General features: G+C 65.0%; 15 protein-coding genes and 5 tRNA genes. 6 read left to right on the plus strand and 14 right to left on the minus strand.

From position 1 onward, the window contains the following. Positions 1 to 138: 138 nt before the first annotated feature. Together murA and ramA are read right to left on the minus strand one after the other, a co-directional pair. The gene (gene murA, locus Cocul_RS09705) at positions 139 to 1,395 is read right to left on the minus strand and encodes a UDP-N-acetylglucosamine 1-carboxyvinyltransferase (protein WP_055123104.1); all 1,257 of its coding nucleotides are present in this window, start codon (positions 1,393 to 1,395) and stop codon (positions 139 to 141) included. Between the two features lie 66 nt (positions 1,396 to 1,461). Continuing rightward, entirely contained in the window at positions 1,462 to 2,304 is an 843-nt protein-coding gene (gene ramA / locus Cocul_RS09710; protein WP_055123105.1) for an acetate metabolism transcriptional regulator RamA, read from the minus strand. Between the two features lie 329 nt (positions 2,305 to 2,633). On the opposite strand from ramA, the gene cysK reads away from it, so the two are divergent. Both cysK and epsC read left to right on the plus strand, forming a co-directional pair. Next, entirely contained in the window at positions 2,634 to 3,569 is a 936-nt protein-coding gene (cysK, locus tag Cocul_RS09715; protein WP_055123106.1) for a cysteine synthase A, read from the plus strand. Between the two features lie 88 nt (positions 3,570 to 3,657). Then, positions 3,658 to 4,227, plus strand: coding sequence for a serine O-acetyltransferase EpsC (epsC, locus tag Cocul_RS09720; RefSeq protein ID WP_055123107.1), 570 nt, complete (start codon positions 3,658 to 3,660; stop codon positions 4,225 to 4,227). A gap of 6 nt (positions 4,228 to 4,233) precedes the next feature. Here the strand turns inward: epsC and Cocul_RS09725 are convergent, their stop codons facing one another. The 5 genes from Cocul_RS09725 to Cocul_RS09745 all read right to left on the minus strand — a co-directional run bounded on the left by Cocul_RS09725 (position 4,234) and on the right by Cocul_RS09745 (position 5,088). After that, positions 4,234 to 4,515, minus strand: a complete 282-nt coding sequence (locus Cocul_RS09725) for a GNAT family N-acetyltransferase (RefSeq protein ID WP_055123108.1) — start codon at positions 4,513 to 4,515, stop codon at positions 4,234 to 4,236. A 66-nt stretch (positions 4,516 to 4,581) separates the two neighbouring features. Beyond that, positions 4,582 to 4,654, minus strand: a tRNA-Phe gene (locus Cocul_RS09730). A gap of 24 nt (positions 4,655 to 4,678) precedes the next feature. Beyond that, a tRNA-Asp gene (locus tag Cocul_RS09735) sits at positions 4,679 to 4,755 on the minus strand. Between the two features lie 153 nt (positions 4,756 to 4,908). Beyond that, a tRNA-Asp gene (locus Cocul_RS09740) sits at positions 4,909 to 4,985 on the minus strand. A gap of 30 nt (positions 4,986 to 5,015) precedes the next feature. Beyond that, positions 5,016 to 5,088, minus strand: a tRNA-Glu gene (locus tag Cocul_RS09745). 75 nt (positions 5,089 to 5,163) lie between these two features. Here Cocul_RS09745 and Cocul_RS09750 point away from each other — a divergent pair. Next, entirely contained in the window at positions 5,164 to 5,451 is a 288-nt protein-coding gene (locus Cocul_RS09750) for a metal-sensitive transcriptional regulator (protein WP_055123109.1), read from the plus strand. Here Cocul_RS09750 and Cocul_RS09755 read toward each other — a convergent pair. Next, positions 5,448 to 6,683 (minus strand): threonine/serine exporter family protein, encoded by a 1,236-nt coding sequence (locus Cocul_RS09755; protein ID WP_055123411.1) that lies wholly within the window; start codon positions 6,681 to 6,683, stop codon positions 5,448 to 5,450. The two genes, Cocul_RS09750 and Cocul_RS09755, sit on opposite strands and share 4 nt — an antisense overlap. 162 nt (positions 6,684 to 6,845) lie before the next feature. Between Cocul_RS09755 and Cocul_RS09765 the strand changes: the two genes are divergently transcribed. Then, positions 6,846 to 7,316 (plus strand): hypothetical protein, encoded by a 471-nt coding sequence (locus tag Cocul_RS09765; RefSeq protein WP_150114451.1) that lies wholly within the window; start codon positions 6,846 to 6,848, stop codon positions 7,314 to 7,316. A 42-nt stretch (positions 7,317 to 7,358) separates the two neighbouring features. On the opposite strand, the gene Cocul_RS09770 is transcribed toward Cocul_RS09765, so the two are convergent. Both Cocul_RS09770 and scpC read right to left on the minus strand, forming a co-directional pair. Beyond that, positions 7,359 to 7,431, minus strand: a tRNA-Lys gene (locus Cocul_RS09770). Positions 7,432 to 7,537: 106 nt separating this feature from the next. Then, entirely contained in the window at positions 7,538 to 9,043 is a 1,506-nt protein-coding gene (scpC, locus tag Cocul_RS09775; RefSeq protein WP_055123112.1) for a succinyl-CoA:acetate CoA-transferase ScpC, read from the minus strand. A 183-nt stretch (positions 9,044 to 9,226) separates the two neighbouring features. On the opposite strand from scpC, the gene dusB reads away from it, so the two are divergent. Both dusB and phoU read left to right on the plus strand, forming a co-directional pair. Further along, positions 9,227 to 10,372: a tRNA dihydrouridine synthase DusB gene (dusB, locus tag Cocul_RS09780; RefSeq protein WP_055123412.1), complete on the plus strand. Its 1,146-nt coding sequence runs from the start codon at positions 9,227 to 9,229 to the stop codon at positions 10,370 to 10,372. A gap of 23 nt (positions 10,373 to 10,395) precedes the next feature. Continuing rightward, positions 10,396 to 11,070 (plus strand): phosphate signaling complex protein PhoU, encoded by a 675-nt coding sequence (phoU, locus tag Cocul_RS09785; protein ID WP_055123113.1) that lies wholly within the window; start codon positions 10,396 to 10,398, stop codon positions 11,068 to 11,070. Here the strand turns inward: phoU and Cocul_RS09790 are convergent. From Cocul_RS09790 to pstC, 4 genes are all read right to left on the minus strand, one after another. Next, the gene (locus Cocul_RS09790) at positions 11,052 to 11,489 is read right to left on the minus strand and encodes a hypothetical protein (RefSeq protein ID WP_055123114.1); all 438 of its coding nucleotides are present in this window, start codon (positions 11,487 to 11,489) and stop codon (positions 11,052 to 11,054) included. The two genes, phoU and Cocul_RS09790, sit on opposite strands and share 19 nt — an antisense overlap. An 86-nt stretch (positions 11,490 to 11,575) precedes the next feature. After that, positions 11,576 to 12,349 (minus strand): phosphate ABC transporter ATP-binding protein PstB, encoded by a 774-nt coding sequence (gene pstB, locus Cocul_RS09795; RefSeq protein WP_055123115.1) that lies wholly within the window; start codon positions 12,347 to 12,349, stop codon positions 11,576 to 11,578. Between the two features lie 18 nt (positions 12,350 to 12,367). After that, on the minus strand, positions 12,368 to 13,273 hold the full coding sequence (gene pstA / locus Cocul_RS09800) for a phosphate ABC transporter permease PstA (RefSeq protein ID WP_055123116.1): 906 nt from the start codon (positions 13,271 to 13,273) through the stop codon (positions 12,368 to 12,370). Between the two features lie 15 nt (positions 13,274 to 13,288). Beyond that, positions 13,289 to 14,287, minus strand: a complete 999-nt coding sequence (pstC, locus tag Cocul_RS09805; RefSeq protein WP_055123117.1) for a phosphate ABC transporter permease subunit PstC — start codon at positions 14,285 to 14,287, stop codon at positions 13,289 to 13,291. Positions 14,288 to 14,310: the final 23 nt, after the last annotated feature.

Raw genomic sequence — 14,310 nt, forward strand, 5'->3', positions numbered from 1 at the left:
TCACACAACACCCACCACAACACCCAACCAAACGAAGAACCACCAACACTAGTGATCCCCCAGGGCCGTTGCGGCGACCCCCCATAACCTACACACCCCCCACCCAACACACAAACAACCAGGTCAACAAGGATATTTTTAGGCGGTTACGCGTTCTATCTGCGCGCCAAGGGAGCGAAGGTTCTCCACGAAGCTCGGATAGCCTCGGTCAATGTGATGCACGTCGTGCACCACCGTCTCCCCATCGGAGACCAGGGCCGCCAGCACCAGGCCCGCCCCGGCACGAATGTCGGAGGACCACACCTCCGTGGAGGACAAGTGCTCCATGCCGCGCACCACCACGTGATGACCGTCCACGGTGGCATCGGCCCCCAGGCGCAGCATCTCATCGACAAAGCGGAACCGGGATTCAAAAACGTTCTCCGTGATAACGGAGGTTCCCTGGGCCACGGCGGAGATGCCGATGGCCATCGGTTGAAGGTCCGTGGGGAATCCGGGGAAGGGCAGCGTCTGGTAGTCCACGGCGGAGGGGCGGCGCGGCATGCGCACGCGGAAACCGGACTCGTAGGTCTCGATCTCCGCGCCGGCCATCTTGAGCTTTTCTAGAGGCAGGTGCAGGTGGCGCGGGGCGATTCCGCCCACGGTGATGCCGCCCCGGGTCATGGCGGCGGCATAGGCCCAGGTTCCGGCCACGATGCGATCCCCTATGACCTCGTGATCCGTGGGGTGCAGGCGCGCCACGCCGTCGATAGTGATGGTGGAGGTACCGGCCCCCTGAATCTGCGCGCCCATCGAGGTCAGCATGTCGCAGAGGTCGATGATCTCCGGCTCCCGCGCGGCGTTGTCCAGCACCGTGCGCCCCTGGGCGAGCACGGCGGCGGTGAGGATGTTCTCGGTGGCACCCACGGAGGGAAAGTCCAAAGTGATGGGAGCGCCCACCAGGGCCTCGGCCTCTGCCACCACGGCCCCGTGCTGAATGCGGGTGCGCGCGCCCAGGCGTTCCAGGCCGGACTGATGCATGTCCAGGGGGCGGGAACCGATCGCGTCTCCCCCGGGCAGGGCCACCACGGCACGCCCGCAGCGGGCGGTGAGCGGCCCGAGCACGCAGACGGAGGCGCGGAACTGCCGCACGGCGTCGAAGTCGGCGTCGCTGGCGGGCCGGGCGGGAGCGGTGATGCGCACCACGGGGCCGTCGATAGTGACGTAGCAGCCCAGCCCTTCCAGCACCTTCTGCATGAGCGGAACGTCCAGGATCTCCGGGCAGTTGCGCAGCGTGGTGGTTCCCTCCGCCAGCAAGGCCGCCGCCATGAGTTTGAGCACGCTGTTCTTCGCGCCACGTACCTTCACGGCCCCTTCGAGGCGGGCACCGCCTGTCACCACAAAACGATCTTTCACGCCTTCTGACCCTAGCGGGAAGCACAGCGCCCGGCTACCGCACTGCTGATCGACGCCTCCGTCCGATCAGGGCAGCGCCCCGATCCTCCGGGCGGCATTGACCGCCTCGTAGCGGGTGTGCGCGCCGAGCTTGCGCATGACCGAGCGCAGGTAGCTCTTCACGGTTTCCGGGCCGATGCCCATCTCCTCGGCGGCCTCCACGTTGGTGTGGCCCAGGGCCACGCAGGAAAGCACGTCCAGCTCCCGCGCGGAGAGCTTGGTGGACTGCTTCACCGGGGCGGGGCTAATCATCTCATCGCATACCAGCTCCAGCTCGCGGCGCACGTCATCCTCCGCGATCCGGTTGGCCAGCATGCGCAGACGGGAATGAGTGGAGCGCAGCTGCTCCCATTCCGCGGCGTTGCCCCCGCGCCCGATCTTGAGCGAACCGGCCTTGGCAAAGGCGGCGGTGCGCATGGCCTCGTTGACCGCAAAGTCCTGCTCCAGGGTGCGCGCCGTCATGGTGACCTCCTCGATCACCTTGTCGCCCAGGCGCACCGGGCTGTGCACGCCCACGTAGAGCACGCCGCGAATCTCACGGCGAACGATCACCGGCACCGCCACCAGGGAGTACAGGCCCTCGTCCTGAATCGCCTTATCGTTTTCGTGGGAGATCAGGCTGGCGCGGGTGTAATCGCTTACCCCCACGGGGCGCCGGGTGGTGACCACGCGCCCACCCACCCCCACCCCGGGCTCGATCACGAGGTTATGCAGGGCCGGGGTGCGCAATCCCACCCAGTGCGTGATCTGAAGCCTGCGCCCGGTGGTCATGCTGGCAAAAAGGGTCACCGGAATGCCGGTGGCGGTTTTCAGCGAGGTCAAAGCAGCGCGGATGGCGTCCTCGTCATCCCGAATCCGCTGAGCATCCATGGCAAGTTCCTCCTAGAACGCCCCGCGCGTGGGCCTAGCACACCACCGCGCGAGGAGTTGGGCAATGGACATCATCTGTCAATTCTAACCCCCTAATGGGGGCAAAGGGAACTGCCCAACCCATCGCGGAACGGAGGAGGAGCCGCCGAAGGATTGCCCCCAATCTTGGGGGAGGCGGACCCACCCGGGCATCATCGTGGCCCGGAAGCATGTCCGTTCACTCTTGGCGAACAGATCTGTCTATAGGAATGGTGTACAGTGGTGCTCACTCGCGGTCCACCAGGCCCGCCTGCGAAAATACACCGCCCACGCCCGTAAAGGAGCACATCATGGCACAGATCTATGAGAACATCACCGAGACCATCGGCCGCACCCCGCTGGTGCGCCTGCACAGCCTCACCAAGGATCTCGACGCCGAGATCCTGGTGAAGGTGGAATCCTTTAACCCCGCCAACAGCGTCAAGGATCGCATCGGCAAGGCCATTATCGACGCCGCCGAGGCCTCCGGCGAGCTCAAGCCCGGCGGCACCATCGTGGAAGCCACCTCCGGCAACACCGGCATCGCCCTGGCCTTGGTGGGGGCCGCCAAGGGCTACAACGTGGTACTCACCATGCCGGAGACCATGTCCGCCGAGCGCCGCGTGATGCTGCGCGCCTACGGCGCGGAGATCGTGCTCACCCCCGGCTCCGCCGGCATGCAGGGCGCCGTGGACAAGGCCAACGAGATCGTGGCCGAACGCGAGGGCGCCATCCTCGCTCGCCAGTTTGCCAACCCCGCCAACCCCGCGATCCACCGCGCCACCACCGCCGAGGAAATCTGGGCCGATACCGAGGGCAAGGTGGACATCTTCGTGGCCGGTTTTGGCACCGGCGGCACCGTGACCGGCGTGGGGCAGGTACTCAAGGAACGCAACCCCGAGGCCCAGGTGTACGCCGTGGAGCCCACCGCCTCTCCCCTGCTCACCGAGGGCAAGGCCGGCCCCCACAAGATCCAGGGCATCGGCGCGAACTTCATCCCCGAGGTGCTTGACCGCAAGGTACTCGATGACGTGCTCACCGTGAGCAACGAGGACGCCACCGCGTGGGCTCGCAAGCTCGGCGTGGAGGAGGGAATCCTCGGCGGCATCTCCACCGGCGCGAACATCAAGGCCGCGGTGGAGCTGGCCTCCCGCCCGGAGAACAAGGGCAAGACCATCGTCACCGTCGTGGCGGACTTTGGGGAGCGCTACGTGTCCACCGTGCTGTACGAAGATATTCGCGGTTAAAAACCCCGGAATACACCCCGTTGCCCGTATCGTTGTGATGGGCAACGGGGTGTACCCCTATCCGCTTCCAGAAAGGACAAACCAAGGCATGAGTGGGCTGCTGGCAATGCTGCGCGAGGACCTCGCCAACGCGCGGGAGCACGATCCCGCCGCGCGCGGAGACATAGAAAACGCGGTGGTGTACTCCGGGCTCCACGCCATCTGGATGCACCGCGTGGCCCACCGCCTGTGGCGGCGCGGTAGAAAGGGGCCCGCGCGCATCCTCGCGCAGTTCGCCCGCTTCCTCACCGGCGTGGAAATCCACCCCGGCGCCACCATCGGGCGGAGGTTCTTCATCGATCACGGCATGGGGATCGTGATCGGGGAAACCGCCGAGATCGGTGACGGCGTGATGCTCTACCACGGGGTCACCCTGGGCGGGCAGGTGCTCACCCAGACCAAGCGGCACCCCACGGTGGGAGACAACGTGACCATCGGAGCCGGGGCCAAAGTGCTGGGGCCGATCACGATCGGCGAGGGCAGCGCCGTGGGAGCCAACGCCGTGGTGACCAAGGACGTTCCCGCCCACCACATCGCCGTGGGAATCCCCGCCACCTACCGCCCCCGGGGCGACCACGAGCGCACCAAGCTCGTGGACCCGGACTTTTACGTGATTTAAGGCCTTTTAGGCCTCCAGCTCGGCGTACTCGGGGTTGCGGCTGAGAAAGTGCTGCACCGCCGAGCAGGTGGCCACGATCTTCTTTCCCTCCTGGCGGACGTCATCAAGCGCGCCGCGCACCAGCACCTTGGACAGACCCTTGCCCTGGAAAGCATCGTGCACCACGGTGTGATTGAAGTTCAGTACGTCCTCCCCCTGCGGGGCGTACTCGGCAAAGCCCACCTCTTCCCCCTCCACGGAGAGAACGTAGCGGTGATTCTGGGCATCATGGGTGATTGAGTTACTCATCTGCCCGAGTCTAGTCCAAAAACAAAAGAAGCGGGCCCGTTTTTATGCAACGGAACCGCTATTTTGTGGCCAGAGCCAGGATCGAACTGGCGACCCCACACTTTTCAGGCGTGTGCTCTACCGACTGAGCTATCTGGCCGAAGAAACCACAGCAGTGACCTCTTGGCGACCCTGACGGGACTTGAACCCGCGACCTCCGCCGTGACAGGGCGGCGCGCTAACCAACTGCGCCACAGGGCCATATTTTGCGCTCCGGGAGTGCCCGTTGCACGAGAAGATACTCTACACAGACCATCAAAGAACGATCAAATCAGCAGGCCACGGCGCTTTTTAGGGCTTTTTAGGGGCGAAATCAAAAGAACCCCCGGAAGTTTCCTTCCGGGGGTTCCACTATGGCGACCCTGACGGGACTTGAACCCGCGACCTCCGCCGTGACAGGGCGGCGCGCTAACCAACTGCGCCACAGGGCCATGCGCAAAACAATACGAGGTGAAACCTCGTACCCCCAACGGGATTCGAACCCGTGCCGCCGCCGTGAAAGGGCGGTGTCCTAGGCCGCTAGACGATGGGGGCGTGCCGTTTGCACGGCTTCCTGAAATATACGCGAGGCGCACGGCACCACCAAATTCGCAGTTAGAATAGCCACCCATGAGCACCCAGCACGGCTACAGCGAGGACAAGAGCACCTACCTCACCCGCCTCAAGCGCATCGAGGGGCAGGTGCGGGGGCTGCACCGCATGATCGAAGAGGATACCTACTGCATCGACGTGGTAACCCAGATCAGCGCCGCCACCGCCGCCCTCCACAACCTCTCCGTGGCCCTCATGTCCGATCATCTCCATCACTGCGTGGCCTCCGCCATCGAGGAAGGACAGGGCGGCAGCGAGAAAATCGACGAGGCCATGAAGGCCATTCAGCGCATGGTCAAGGCCTAACGGTACCGCGAAAAATCGATGGGCCGCCCCAGCGCCCAATCCCGATCGGTGCACAACCGCGCCAGCACCAACCCCGCCCCAATGGACAGCACCGTCATCGCCGCCGTGGCGGAATGAGATACCACCGCATCCACATCACCCACCCCCATGCCATGCAGCGCGCGATACATCGCGGGCCCCGGGATCATCACCACCACCGCCGGAACCGTGGTGGTCACCCGGGGAATCCGGGCCAGGCGCACCACCACAAACCCCAGCAACCCCACCACCAGCGCGCCCAGGCAGGTGGCGATGAAGGGGGTGAGGGAGGCGTCGATAAGCGCCCAGCGCACCGCGTTGCCCACCGTGCCTATCGACGCCGCCGCCAGCGCCATCCTGCGCGAGGAATTAAAGAGCAGGGCAAAGCCCGCGATCCCCACCGCGCTCGCCGGAATGACCACCCCGTAACCGGGGTGACGCCCCGCCCACTCCTGAGGGCTGAGCCTCATCGCCCAGCTCGTGGCCGTGACGGCGAAGGCCGCCGAGGCCATGACCGTCATCGCGTAGGTCAACCGCGCCACCCCGGCCGCAATATCGCAGCGAGCCAGATCAATCAGCGCGGAAAAGAGCGGGAAACCCGGCACCAGGAACAACACGGAGGCCACAAAGCCCGCCTCCGCCGCCCCCGCCACCGGTACCAGCGCCGCATACGATGCACAGGCCGCCGCGCCCCCGGCGGCCACCCCCGCGATCATCTGCACGCCCCGGCGCCCCAGCCACCCCCGCACCGCCTGGCCCACCGCCGCCGCGACCGCCACCACGGCCACCTCCACCGGCCCAAAGCCGTTGAGCGCCGCGCAGCCCGCGCACGCGCAGGCCGCCGCCACCGCCAAAAGCCACGGCCCCCACCGCTTGCGCACCGCGGCCTCGATCGCGTCTAGTTCCGCAGTCAATTCCTGCGCGCTCATCGGCGGGCGCACCCGGTGCGCCAGGCTCTCCAAGGCCTCGATCCGGGAGGCGTCCACCTCCACGTGCGGCTGGTGGGCCACCACCGTGCGAAACTCCGATTCCTCGTGAAACGTACAGGTGATCGTGGTGATCGTCACCACCGCGTCCAGGCCTACAAAGCCCAGTGCCCGCGCCGCGCGCTTCATGCCCCGGATCACGCGGTACCCGCTGGCCCCCGCGCCCATGAGCATCATGCCCAGGCGCAGCACCGCGTCCGCGCGCACCCCCATCTCATGCTGATCCATGCGCTGCGGCACCCCGGACACTGGCGGTTTCCTTTCCTTCTGTTCCGCCACCAATATTAGGCCCCACCCCCAGCGCGGAGAGCCCGATGTGCCCTACATCATCAAAGGCCGAATCTGAAAAAGAGATACTCGCCGGGAATAGCACTGCTAAAATATGCGTCAATGATCTCTCCCCTCTCAATCAAAGTAATCGGCACCGTCTTTTTGATCGCCTTGGCTTTCCTTCCCCCAAAACCGGACACCATATCCCGGGCCGTGGAGGAAAGAGAGTCCTCTACCCTCAACGAGATCATGGACTCCCCGGTGAAGAGGGCCCACGTCATCTGCCAATACGCCAACCGCAATGCCGTGGAGAACCTCGGGTTCAACAGCCGGGATATTTACAGCATCGACAACAACTACATGGCCTGGGAAACGGAAACCGCCATCGGGGTGATCTTCGAGGACGAGGAGAAAGAACCCGTATTGGAGTATTTCTCCCCCACGCGGATCAACGCCTGCCCGGGGAACAACGACGTCCAGGAGTCGTACCTCGAACTAAACCCGGATCAACCCATCAGCGTGGGCAAGGAGAAACAGAACTTTGCCCGCTACGGCGAGGTGGAGGTCAAGGTTCTCTCCTACCGGGAATAAGAAAAGCAGGCCCAGGCTTTATGCCTGCTACCTGCTTGTTTGTGGGCCCTCCGGGGCTCGAACCCGGGACCTGCGGATTAAAAGTCCGTAGCTCTACCAACTGAGCTAAAGGCCCAGTGCCTCATCGGGCACGCGGTCTAGTGTAACCCACGCCGCGCGCTTTCCCGAATGAGGGTCGCCGTGGGCGGCGCCGCTCCCGGCGCGCCCACGAAAGACTGCCCCTAGCTCAGCCGCATGGTGCCGTTCTTTTCCAGGTTGAGGTGGAAGGAGAAGGCGGTGCCGAGGTCGTGCGGGGTGTGCAGGTGCTTGCCCTGGAGGGCACGCTCGTAGTATTCCTCCAGCTGCGGGCGGTAATCCGGGTGCGCGATGGAGATGAGCTTCTTGGCGCGGTCGCGCGGGGCGAGGCCGCGCAGGTCGGCGTAGCCGTACTCGGTAATGACCACCATGACGTCGTGCTCGGTGTGGTCGATGTGGGAGGCAAAGGGCACGATGGCGGAGATGGCGCCGTCCTTGGCCACCGAGGGGGAGATGAAGGAGGAGATGAAGGCGTTACGGGTGAAGTCCCCGGAACCACCGATGCCGTTCATCACCCGGGAGCCGGAAACGTTGGTGGAGTTGATGTTGCCGTACATGTCCGCCTCGATCATGCCGTTGGTAGCAATCAGGCCCACGCGGCGGATCACCTCGGGGTGGTTGGAGATCTGCTGGGGGCGCAAAATGATGGACTCGCGGTAGCGGGCGGCCTCATTGTTCATCTTCTCCGCGTACTGGGGCGAGAGGGAGAAGGAGGTGGCGGAGGCCACGGTCATCTTGCCGGCGTCGATGAGGTCCACCATGCCGTCCTGGATCACCTCGGTGTAGGCCTGGATGTTCTCGAACTTGGAGTCCAGCAGGCCCGTCATCACGGCGTTGGGCACGTTGCCCACGCCGGATTGCATCACGTACTGGTCATAGGCCAGGCGGCCGGCGGCCACCTCTCCCTCCAGGAAGTCCAGGAAGTTACCGGCGATCTGCTTGGAGATGTCATCGGCGGGCTTGAAGGGGGCGTTGCGGTCGGGGGCGTTAGTCTCCACCACGGCCACTACCTTGTTCGGGTCAATGTCAATGGTGGTGGTGCCGATGCGATCCCCCGCGGAGGAAATGGGGATGGGGGTGCGGTTGGGCAGGGCGGGAATGCGGTAGATATCGTGCATGCCCTCCAGGTCACGGGATTGCCAGGAGTTCACCTCGATGATGATCTTCTCTGCCGCGTCCAGGAACTCCACGTTATTGCCCACGGCGGAGGAGGGCACGATGGCCCCGTCTTCGGTGATCCGCACGGCCTCCACGATGGCGGCGTTCATGGTGCCAAAGAAGCCCTGCTCCACAAACATGCCCAGGTGCGAGAGGTGAATGTCCGCGTACTTCATCTGCGCGGAGTTGATCTTGCCGCGCATCACGGGGTCGGACTGGTAGGGGGTGCGGAAGTTCACGGCGTCGGCCTCGGCCAGCACGCCGTCGGCGTCGGAGGCGGTGGAGGCGCCCGTGAACACGTCGATGGCATAGTCCTCGCCGCGAGCGTGGGCCTCCTTGGCCCGCTCGGCGATCGCGGTGGGCAGTACCTTGGGATACCCCGCCCCCGTGAAGCCGGACATTCCCACCTTGTCTCCGTAATTGATGAACTCCGCTGCCTCCTGCGCGCTCATGACCTTGCCGCGCAGCTGGGCGTTCGCAATCCTCTCGGACACCTTATCCTCCTTGACGTGCTGATTATCGCCGCCCCAGGAACGTGATCCCCGCCCCGCGACGGCAAAGAGTTACCAGGCCCACAGTAGCCGATATATCCGCCCGGCGCCGCTTCCTTGGCGCCCATGGAGGCGTCGATAAGCCCCGGTTTGAGCCCCGGTGACCCTCACGCCACAATGTCCCTTGTGACTTTGCAGATCGGAGACCTCCGCCTCGACTCCCCGGTGGTGCTGGCCCCCATGGCGGGCGTAACCAACATGGCCTTCCGTACCCTGTGCCGGGAGATCGAACAAGAGCGCACGGGTACCTCCGCGGCCCTCTACGTGTGCGAGATGATTACGGCGCGCGCCCTGATCGAGCGCAACCCCAAGACCATGCACATGACGGCCTTTGCCCCCGAGGAAAACCCGCGCAGCCTCCAGCTTTATACCACCGATCCGCAGCACACCTACGAGGCCGCCAGGATGATCGTGGAGGAAAACCTCGCGGATCACATCGACATGAACTTTGGCTGCCCCGTGCCCAAGGTCACCCGGCGCGGGGGCGGCTCCGCGCTGCCGTACAAGCGGCGCCTCTACGGCAACATCGTGGCCGCCGCCGTGCGCGCCACCGAGGGCACAAACGTGCCGGTCACGGTGAAGTTCCGCATCGGCATTGACGACGCCCACCACACCCACCTCGACGCCGGGCGGATCGCCGCCGAGGAGGGCGCGGCCGCCGTGACGCTGCACGCCCGCACCGCCGCCCAGCGTTACTCCGGCCAGGCCGACTGGGACGAGATCGCCCGCCTGGTGGAACATATGCGCGGCTCCGGGGTGGCGGTGCTGGGCAACGGGGATATTTTCGCCGCCGAGGACGCCCGCCGCATGATGGAGCACACCGGCTGCGACGGCGTGGAGGTGGGCCGGGGCTGCCTGGGCCGCCCCTGGCTCTTCGCTGAACTCTCCGCCGCCCTGCGCGGGGTGGCCCCGCCCGCCGAGCCCACCCTGGGCGAGGTCACCCGGATCATCACCCGCCACGCGGAACTCCTGGCCGCCCACGACGGCGAGGAGCGCGCCTGCCGCGACATGCGCAAGCACATGGGCTGGTACCTGCGCGGCTTCCCCGTGGGCGGGGAACTACGCGGCAGGCTGGCCAAGGTGAGCAGCCTGACCGAGCTGCGCGCAGAACTGGCCCCCTGGGCCGACTCGCCCGAGACCGCCAAGGATTCCGACGGCGCGCGGGGCCGCCAGGGTTCCTCCTCCAAGGTGGCGCTTCCCGACGGCTGGTTGGACGACCCGGAGGACGAAACCGTGCCGGTGGGGGCGGACATCGACAACAGCGGAGGTTAAGGTTTTCCTCCTATACTGTGCCCATGCGTACCGCCTATAGAGAGCACCTGGATGCCTTTTCCCACGACCTCGTGGTGATGTGCGACCTCGTAGACGCGGTGATGACCAAAGCCTCCCACGCCCTGCTGCACACCTCCCTCCAGGCCGCCGAGGAGGCGCTCTCCCTAGAAGAACAGGTCACCGAGATCGCCTCGCGCTGCGAATCCCGCGCCGTGGAACTGCTGGCCCTGGAGGGCCCCGTGGCCCGCGACCTGCGCCAGGTCATCTCCTCCATCTACATCGTGGAGGACTGCCGCCGCATGGCGGCCCTGGCCATGCACATCGCCAGCACCGCCAGGCGCAGGCACCCCCAGGCGGTGATCCCCGAGGATCACCAGGAGAACTTTGCGGAACTAGCCCGCCTGGTGGCGGCGATGGCCGCCCAAACCCGCGACCTGCTCCTGGCCCCCGACGCCCAGGCCGCCGTGGCGCTGAGCAAGGACGACGACTCCGTGGACGCCCTGCACCAGAGCGTCATGGCCGCGCTCACCCAGGGGAACTGGAACGGCAGCGTGACCCAGGCCGTGGACGCCACGCTGATTGGGCGCTACTACGAGCGCTACGCGGATCACTGCGTGAGCGTGGCCGCCCGCGTGATCTACCTCAGCACGGGCATGACCCGCAGCGAATACCTGGCTGCTCAGTCCTCCCGAATGTAGGCGGTGTCTCCGTCCTTGCCGATGATCGCCCGGGCGGGATACACCTTGTGCTCCGCGTCCCGACACAGGTCTACATCGGTGCCCCGGTTGAGTTGGTAGACGGCGGTATCCTCTCCTTTGCGCGTGATGAGGTTGATCGGGCCGCCGTCATGCTGCGAGGCGGAGAAGTCCGCGTCCCAGCCGTACACCGCCTTAATGGTATCGGGCTCCGTATAAGGGCAGGCAAACACGAACTCCTCAGCGTCAAAGTGATCCGAGACCCGCGCCTGCCCCTGGGAGTGTAATTCCTCGCGGAATGATTCCAGGGGACGATTGTGATACTTGTGCTTTATTACGATAACGGCTAGCGACGCCGCGCAGAGAAAGCAAAACACCAAGAAAACAATCAGAGAGATTTTCAAAAAGCGCCGCACCCTCATTACCCCTCCTCCACAGATAATTAAGGGCACCGCCGGCAGTGCTGCTATCGCCCCTGCCGGCGGTGCCCTCGCTTATGCGGTATTGTTTACCCGAAGCGGCCCGCGATGTAATCCTCGGTTTCCTTCTGCTCCGGGTTCTCAAAGATCTTGCGGGTGGGCCCGGCCTCCACCAGGCGGCCCGGCTTGCCGGTGGCCTCCAGGGAGAAGAAGGCCGTCTGATCGGACACGCGCGCCGCCTGCTGCATGTTGTGCGTGACGATCACGATGGTGAACTTCTCCTTCAGCTCGTGAATGAGGTCCTCCACCGCCAGCGTGGAGATGGGGTCGAGCGCGGAGCAGGGCTCGTCCATGAGCAGCACCTCGGGCTCCACCGCGATCGCGCGGGCGATGCACAGGCGCTGCTGCTGGCCGCCGGAAAGGCCGCCGCCCGGCTTATCCAGGCGATCCTTGACCTCCTCCCAGAGGTTCGCGCCGCGCAGGGACTTCTCCGCCACCTCCTTGAGCTTCTTCTTGTTCTTCTCCCCCGCCAGCTTCAGCCCGGCCACCACGTTGTCCTCGATGGACATGGTGGGGAAGGGATTGGCCTTCTGGAACACCATGCCGATGGTGTTGCGCACCGCCACCGGGTCCACCTTGGCCCCGTAAATATCCTCGCCGTCCAGGAGGATCTTGCCCTTGACGGAGGCGTTCGGGGTGACCTCGTGCATGCGGTTGATGGTGCGCAGCACCGTGGACTTACCGCAGCCAGACGGGCCGATAAACGCCGTCACCGACTGCGCGGGAACGGAAAGATTGACGCTTTGCACGGCGTGAAAATCGCCGTAGTAGATGTTGACGTCCCTCAGCTCAAGCTTTGACATCTCAAGACTCCTCATTTTTTAGCGTTTAACCGAGAACTTGGCGGAAATGAACCGCGCCGCGATATTGAGCACCGCGATGATGAGCACCAGCGTGAACGCCGCGCCCCAGAGCTTGTCCACCACCGCGTCCGCGGTGCCAGCCTTGTACATATCCACCATCATCAGCGGCAGGGAGGACTGCGGCCCGGAGAAGGGATCCCAGTTAATCACCTGCGTGGAACCCACCAGGATCAGCACGGGGGCGGACTCACCCATCACGCGCGCGATAGCCAGCATGATGCCGGTGATGATGCCCGAGAGCGAGGTGGGCAGCACGATCCGCACGATGGTCTTCCACTTGGGCACGCCCAGGGCATAGGAGGCCTCGCGCAGATCCTGCGGAACGATGCGCAGCATCTCCTCCGTGTTGCGCACGATCACCGGCACCATGAGCAGCACCAGCGCCAGGGAGACCGCCATACCGGAGCGCTCGAAGCCAAAGAGCACGATCCACATGGAGTACACGAACAGCGCGGCCACGATGGAGGGCACGCCGGTGAGAATGTCCACCATGAACGTGGTGATCCGGCCCAGGCGATTGCCGTTGGCGTACTCCACCAGGTACACGGCGGTAAACACGCCGATGGGAATGGAGATGAGGGAACAGATGGCGGTTTGCACCAGCGTGCCGATGATCGCGTGCAGCGCGCCACCACCGGGCTGGGTGTACATGATCTTGAACTGCGAGGACGTCCACCAGTCCGCGCTCAGCACCGGGCCGAGACCCCGGGAGATGAGCACGAAGAGCACCCACACCAGGGGGATCATCGCCAGGCCCATCGTGGCGTAGACCAGCGTGGTGGCCACCGTGTTGGTGCTCTTGCGCGCGGCGGAGATGTCCGTGAAAGCGGAGCTCTTGATTTCCGTGATATTCGCGTTAGTCATAATCCTTCAAGCCTCCTACTTCTTGCTCACCAGGGCGCGAGCAATAGAGTTCACCACGAAAGTCAATAGGAAGAGCACCAGGCCTGCGGCGATGTACGCGCCGGCGGAAATGTTGTTATTGAACTCCGGGGCGGCGTTGGCGATCGCGGTGGCGAAGGTCGTGCCGCCGTCGAAAAGCGAGAACCTGAAGCCCGAGGACGGCGAGATGACCATGTACAGGGCCATCGTCTCGCCCAGGGCGCGGCCCAGGCCCAGCATCGCGCCGGAGACGTAGCCGGAGAAGCCGAAGGGCAGCACCGTCATGCGCACCACCTCCCAGCGGGTAGCGCCGAGCGCCAGCGCCGCCTCGATCTGGCCCTTGGGGGTCTGCACAAAGACCTCGCGGGTGGTGGCGGCGATGATCGGCAGGATCATCACGGCCAGCACGATGCCGCCGGTAAAGAGGTTGCGGCCGGTAACAAAGGAGGGCGAGTTCTCATACAGGGAGAACAGGAAGAAGCCTCCCGCCCAGCTCTCCAGCCAGGTGTAGAACCCGGAGAGCCAGGGGCCGAGCACCTGCCAGCCCCACAGGCCGTACACGATGGAGGGCACCGCGGCCAGCATGTCCACCAGGTATCCCAGCGGCTTGACCGCGCCCTTGGGGGCGTAGTTGGACAGGAAGATGGCGATGCCCAGGGCCACCGGCATGGCGATGACCAGCGCCACCACCGAGACCAAGACCGTGACCGCCAGCAGGTTCGGGATACCGAACTGCATGGTGGAGGTGGCCTGCGTCTGCCACTCCCCGGAGTAGGTGAGGAAGCCCCACAGGCCGCCCTCATTGCGCGAGAGCGAGGGCACCGCGCGCCAGATGAGGAACAGGCCGATGGCCGCGATAAGCACCGTGATCAGCGTGGCGGAGGTGGTGGAAAGGGTTTCAAAAACCCGATCCCCGGCGCGCTTGACCTTGGGCGCGGCCTGAGCCTCCTCGCTCGCGCGCTTCGCGCTCGGGGCCTCAGAAAGATGAGTAGCCATGAAACAGCGATCCTTAAGAGAAA

Source organism: Corynebacterium oculi, assembly GCF_001412105.1.
GTDB lineage: Bacteria > Actinomycetota > Actinomycetes > Mycobacteriales > Mycobacteriaceae > Corynebacterium > Corynebacterium oculi.

Excerpts from the sequence above, each read along its gene's own strand:
- pstC (WP_055123117.1), bottom strand. The coding sequence starts at position 14,287 with ATGGCTACTCATCTTTCTGAGGCCCCGAGCGCGAAGCGCGCGAGCGAG.
- Cocul_RS09750 (WP_055123109.1), top strand. The coding sequence starts at position 5,164 with ATGAGCACCCAGCACGGCTACAGCGAGGACAAGAGCACCTACCTCACC.
- epsC (WP_055123107.1), top strand. The coding sequence starts at position 3,658 with ATGAGTGGGCTGCTGGCAATGCTGCGCGAGGACCTCGCCAACGCGCGG.
- Cocul_RS09790 (WP_055123114.1), bottom strand. The coding sequence starts at position 11,489 with ATGAGGGTGCGGCGCTTTTTGAAAATCTCTCTGATTGTTTTCTTGGTG.
- Cocul_RS09725 (WP_055123108.1), bottom strand. The coding sequence starts at position 4,515 with ATGAGTAACTCAATCACCCATGATGCCCAGAATCACCGCTACGTTCTC.
- ramA (WP_055123105.1), bottom strand. The coding sequence starts at position 2,304 with ATGGATGCTCAGCGGATTCGGGATGACGAGGACGCCATCCGCGCTGCT.
- pstB (WP_055123115.1), bottom strand. The coding sequence starts at position 12,349 with ATGTCAAAGCTTGAGCTGAGGGACGTCAACATCTACTACGGCGATTTT.
- pstA (WP_055123116.1), bottom strand. The coding sequence starts at position 13,273 with ATGACTAACGCGAATATCACGGAAATCAAGAGCTCCGCTTTCACGGAC.
- Cocul_RS09755 (WP_055123411.1), bottom strand. The coding sequence starts at position 6,683 with ATGGATCAGCATGAGATGGGGGTGCGCGCGGACGCGGTGCTGCGCCTG.
- phoU (WP_055123113.1), top strand. The coding sequence starts at position 10,396 with ATGCGTACCGCCTATAGAGAGCACCTGGATGCCTTTTCCCACGACCTC.
- Cocul_RS09765 (WP_150114451.1), top strand. The coding sequence starts at position 6,846 with ATGATCTCTCCCCTCTCAATCAAAGTAATCGGCACCGTCTTTTTGATC.
- cysK (WP_055123106.1), top strand. The coding sequence starts at position 2,634 with ATGGCACAGATCTATGAGAACATCACCGAGACCATCGGCCGCACCCCG.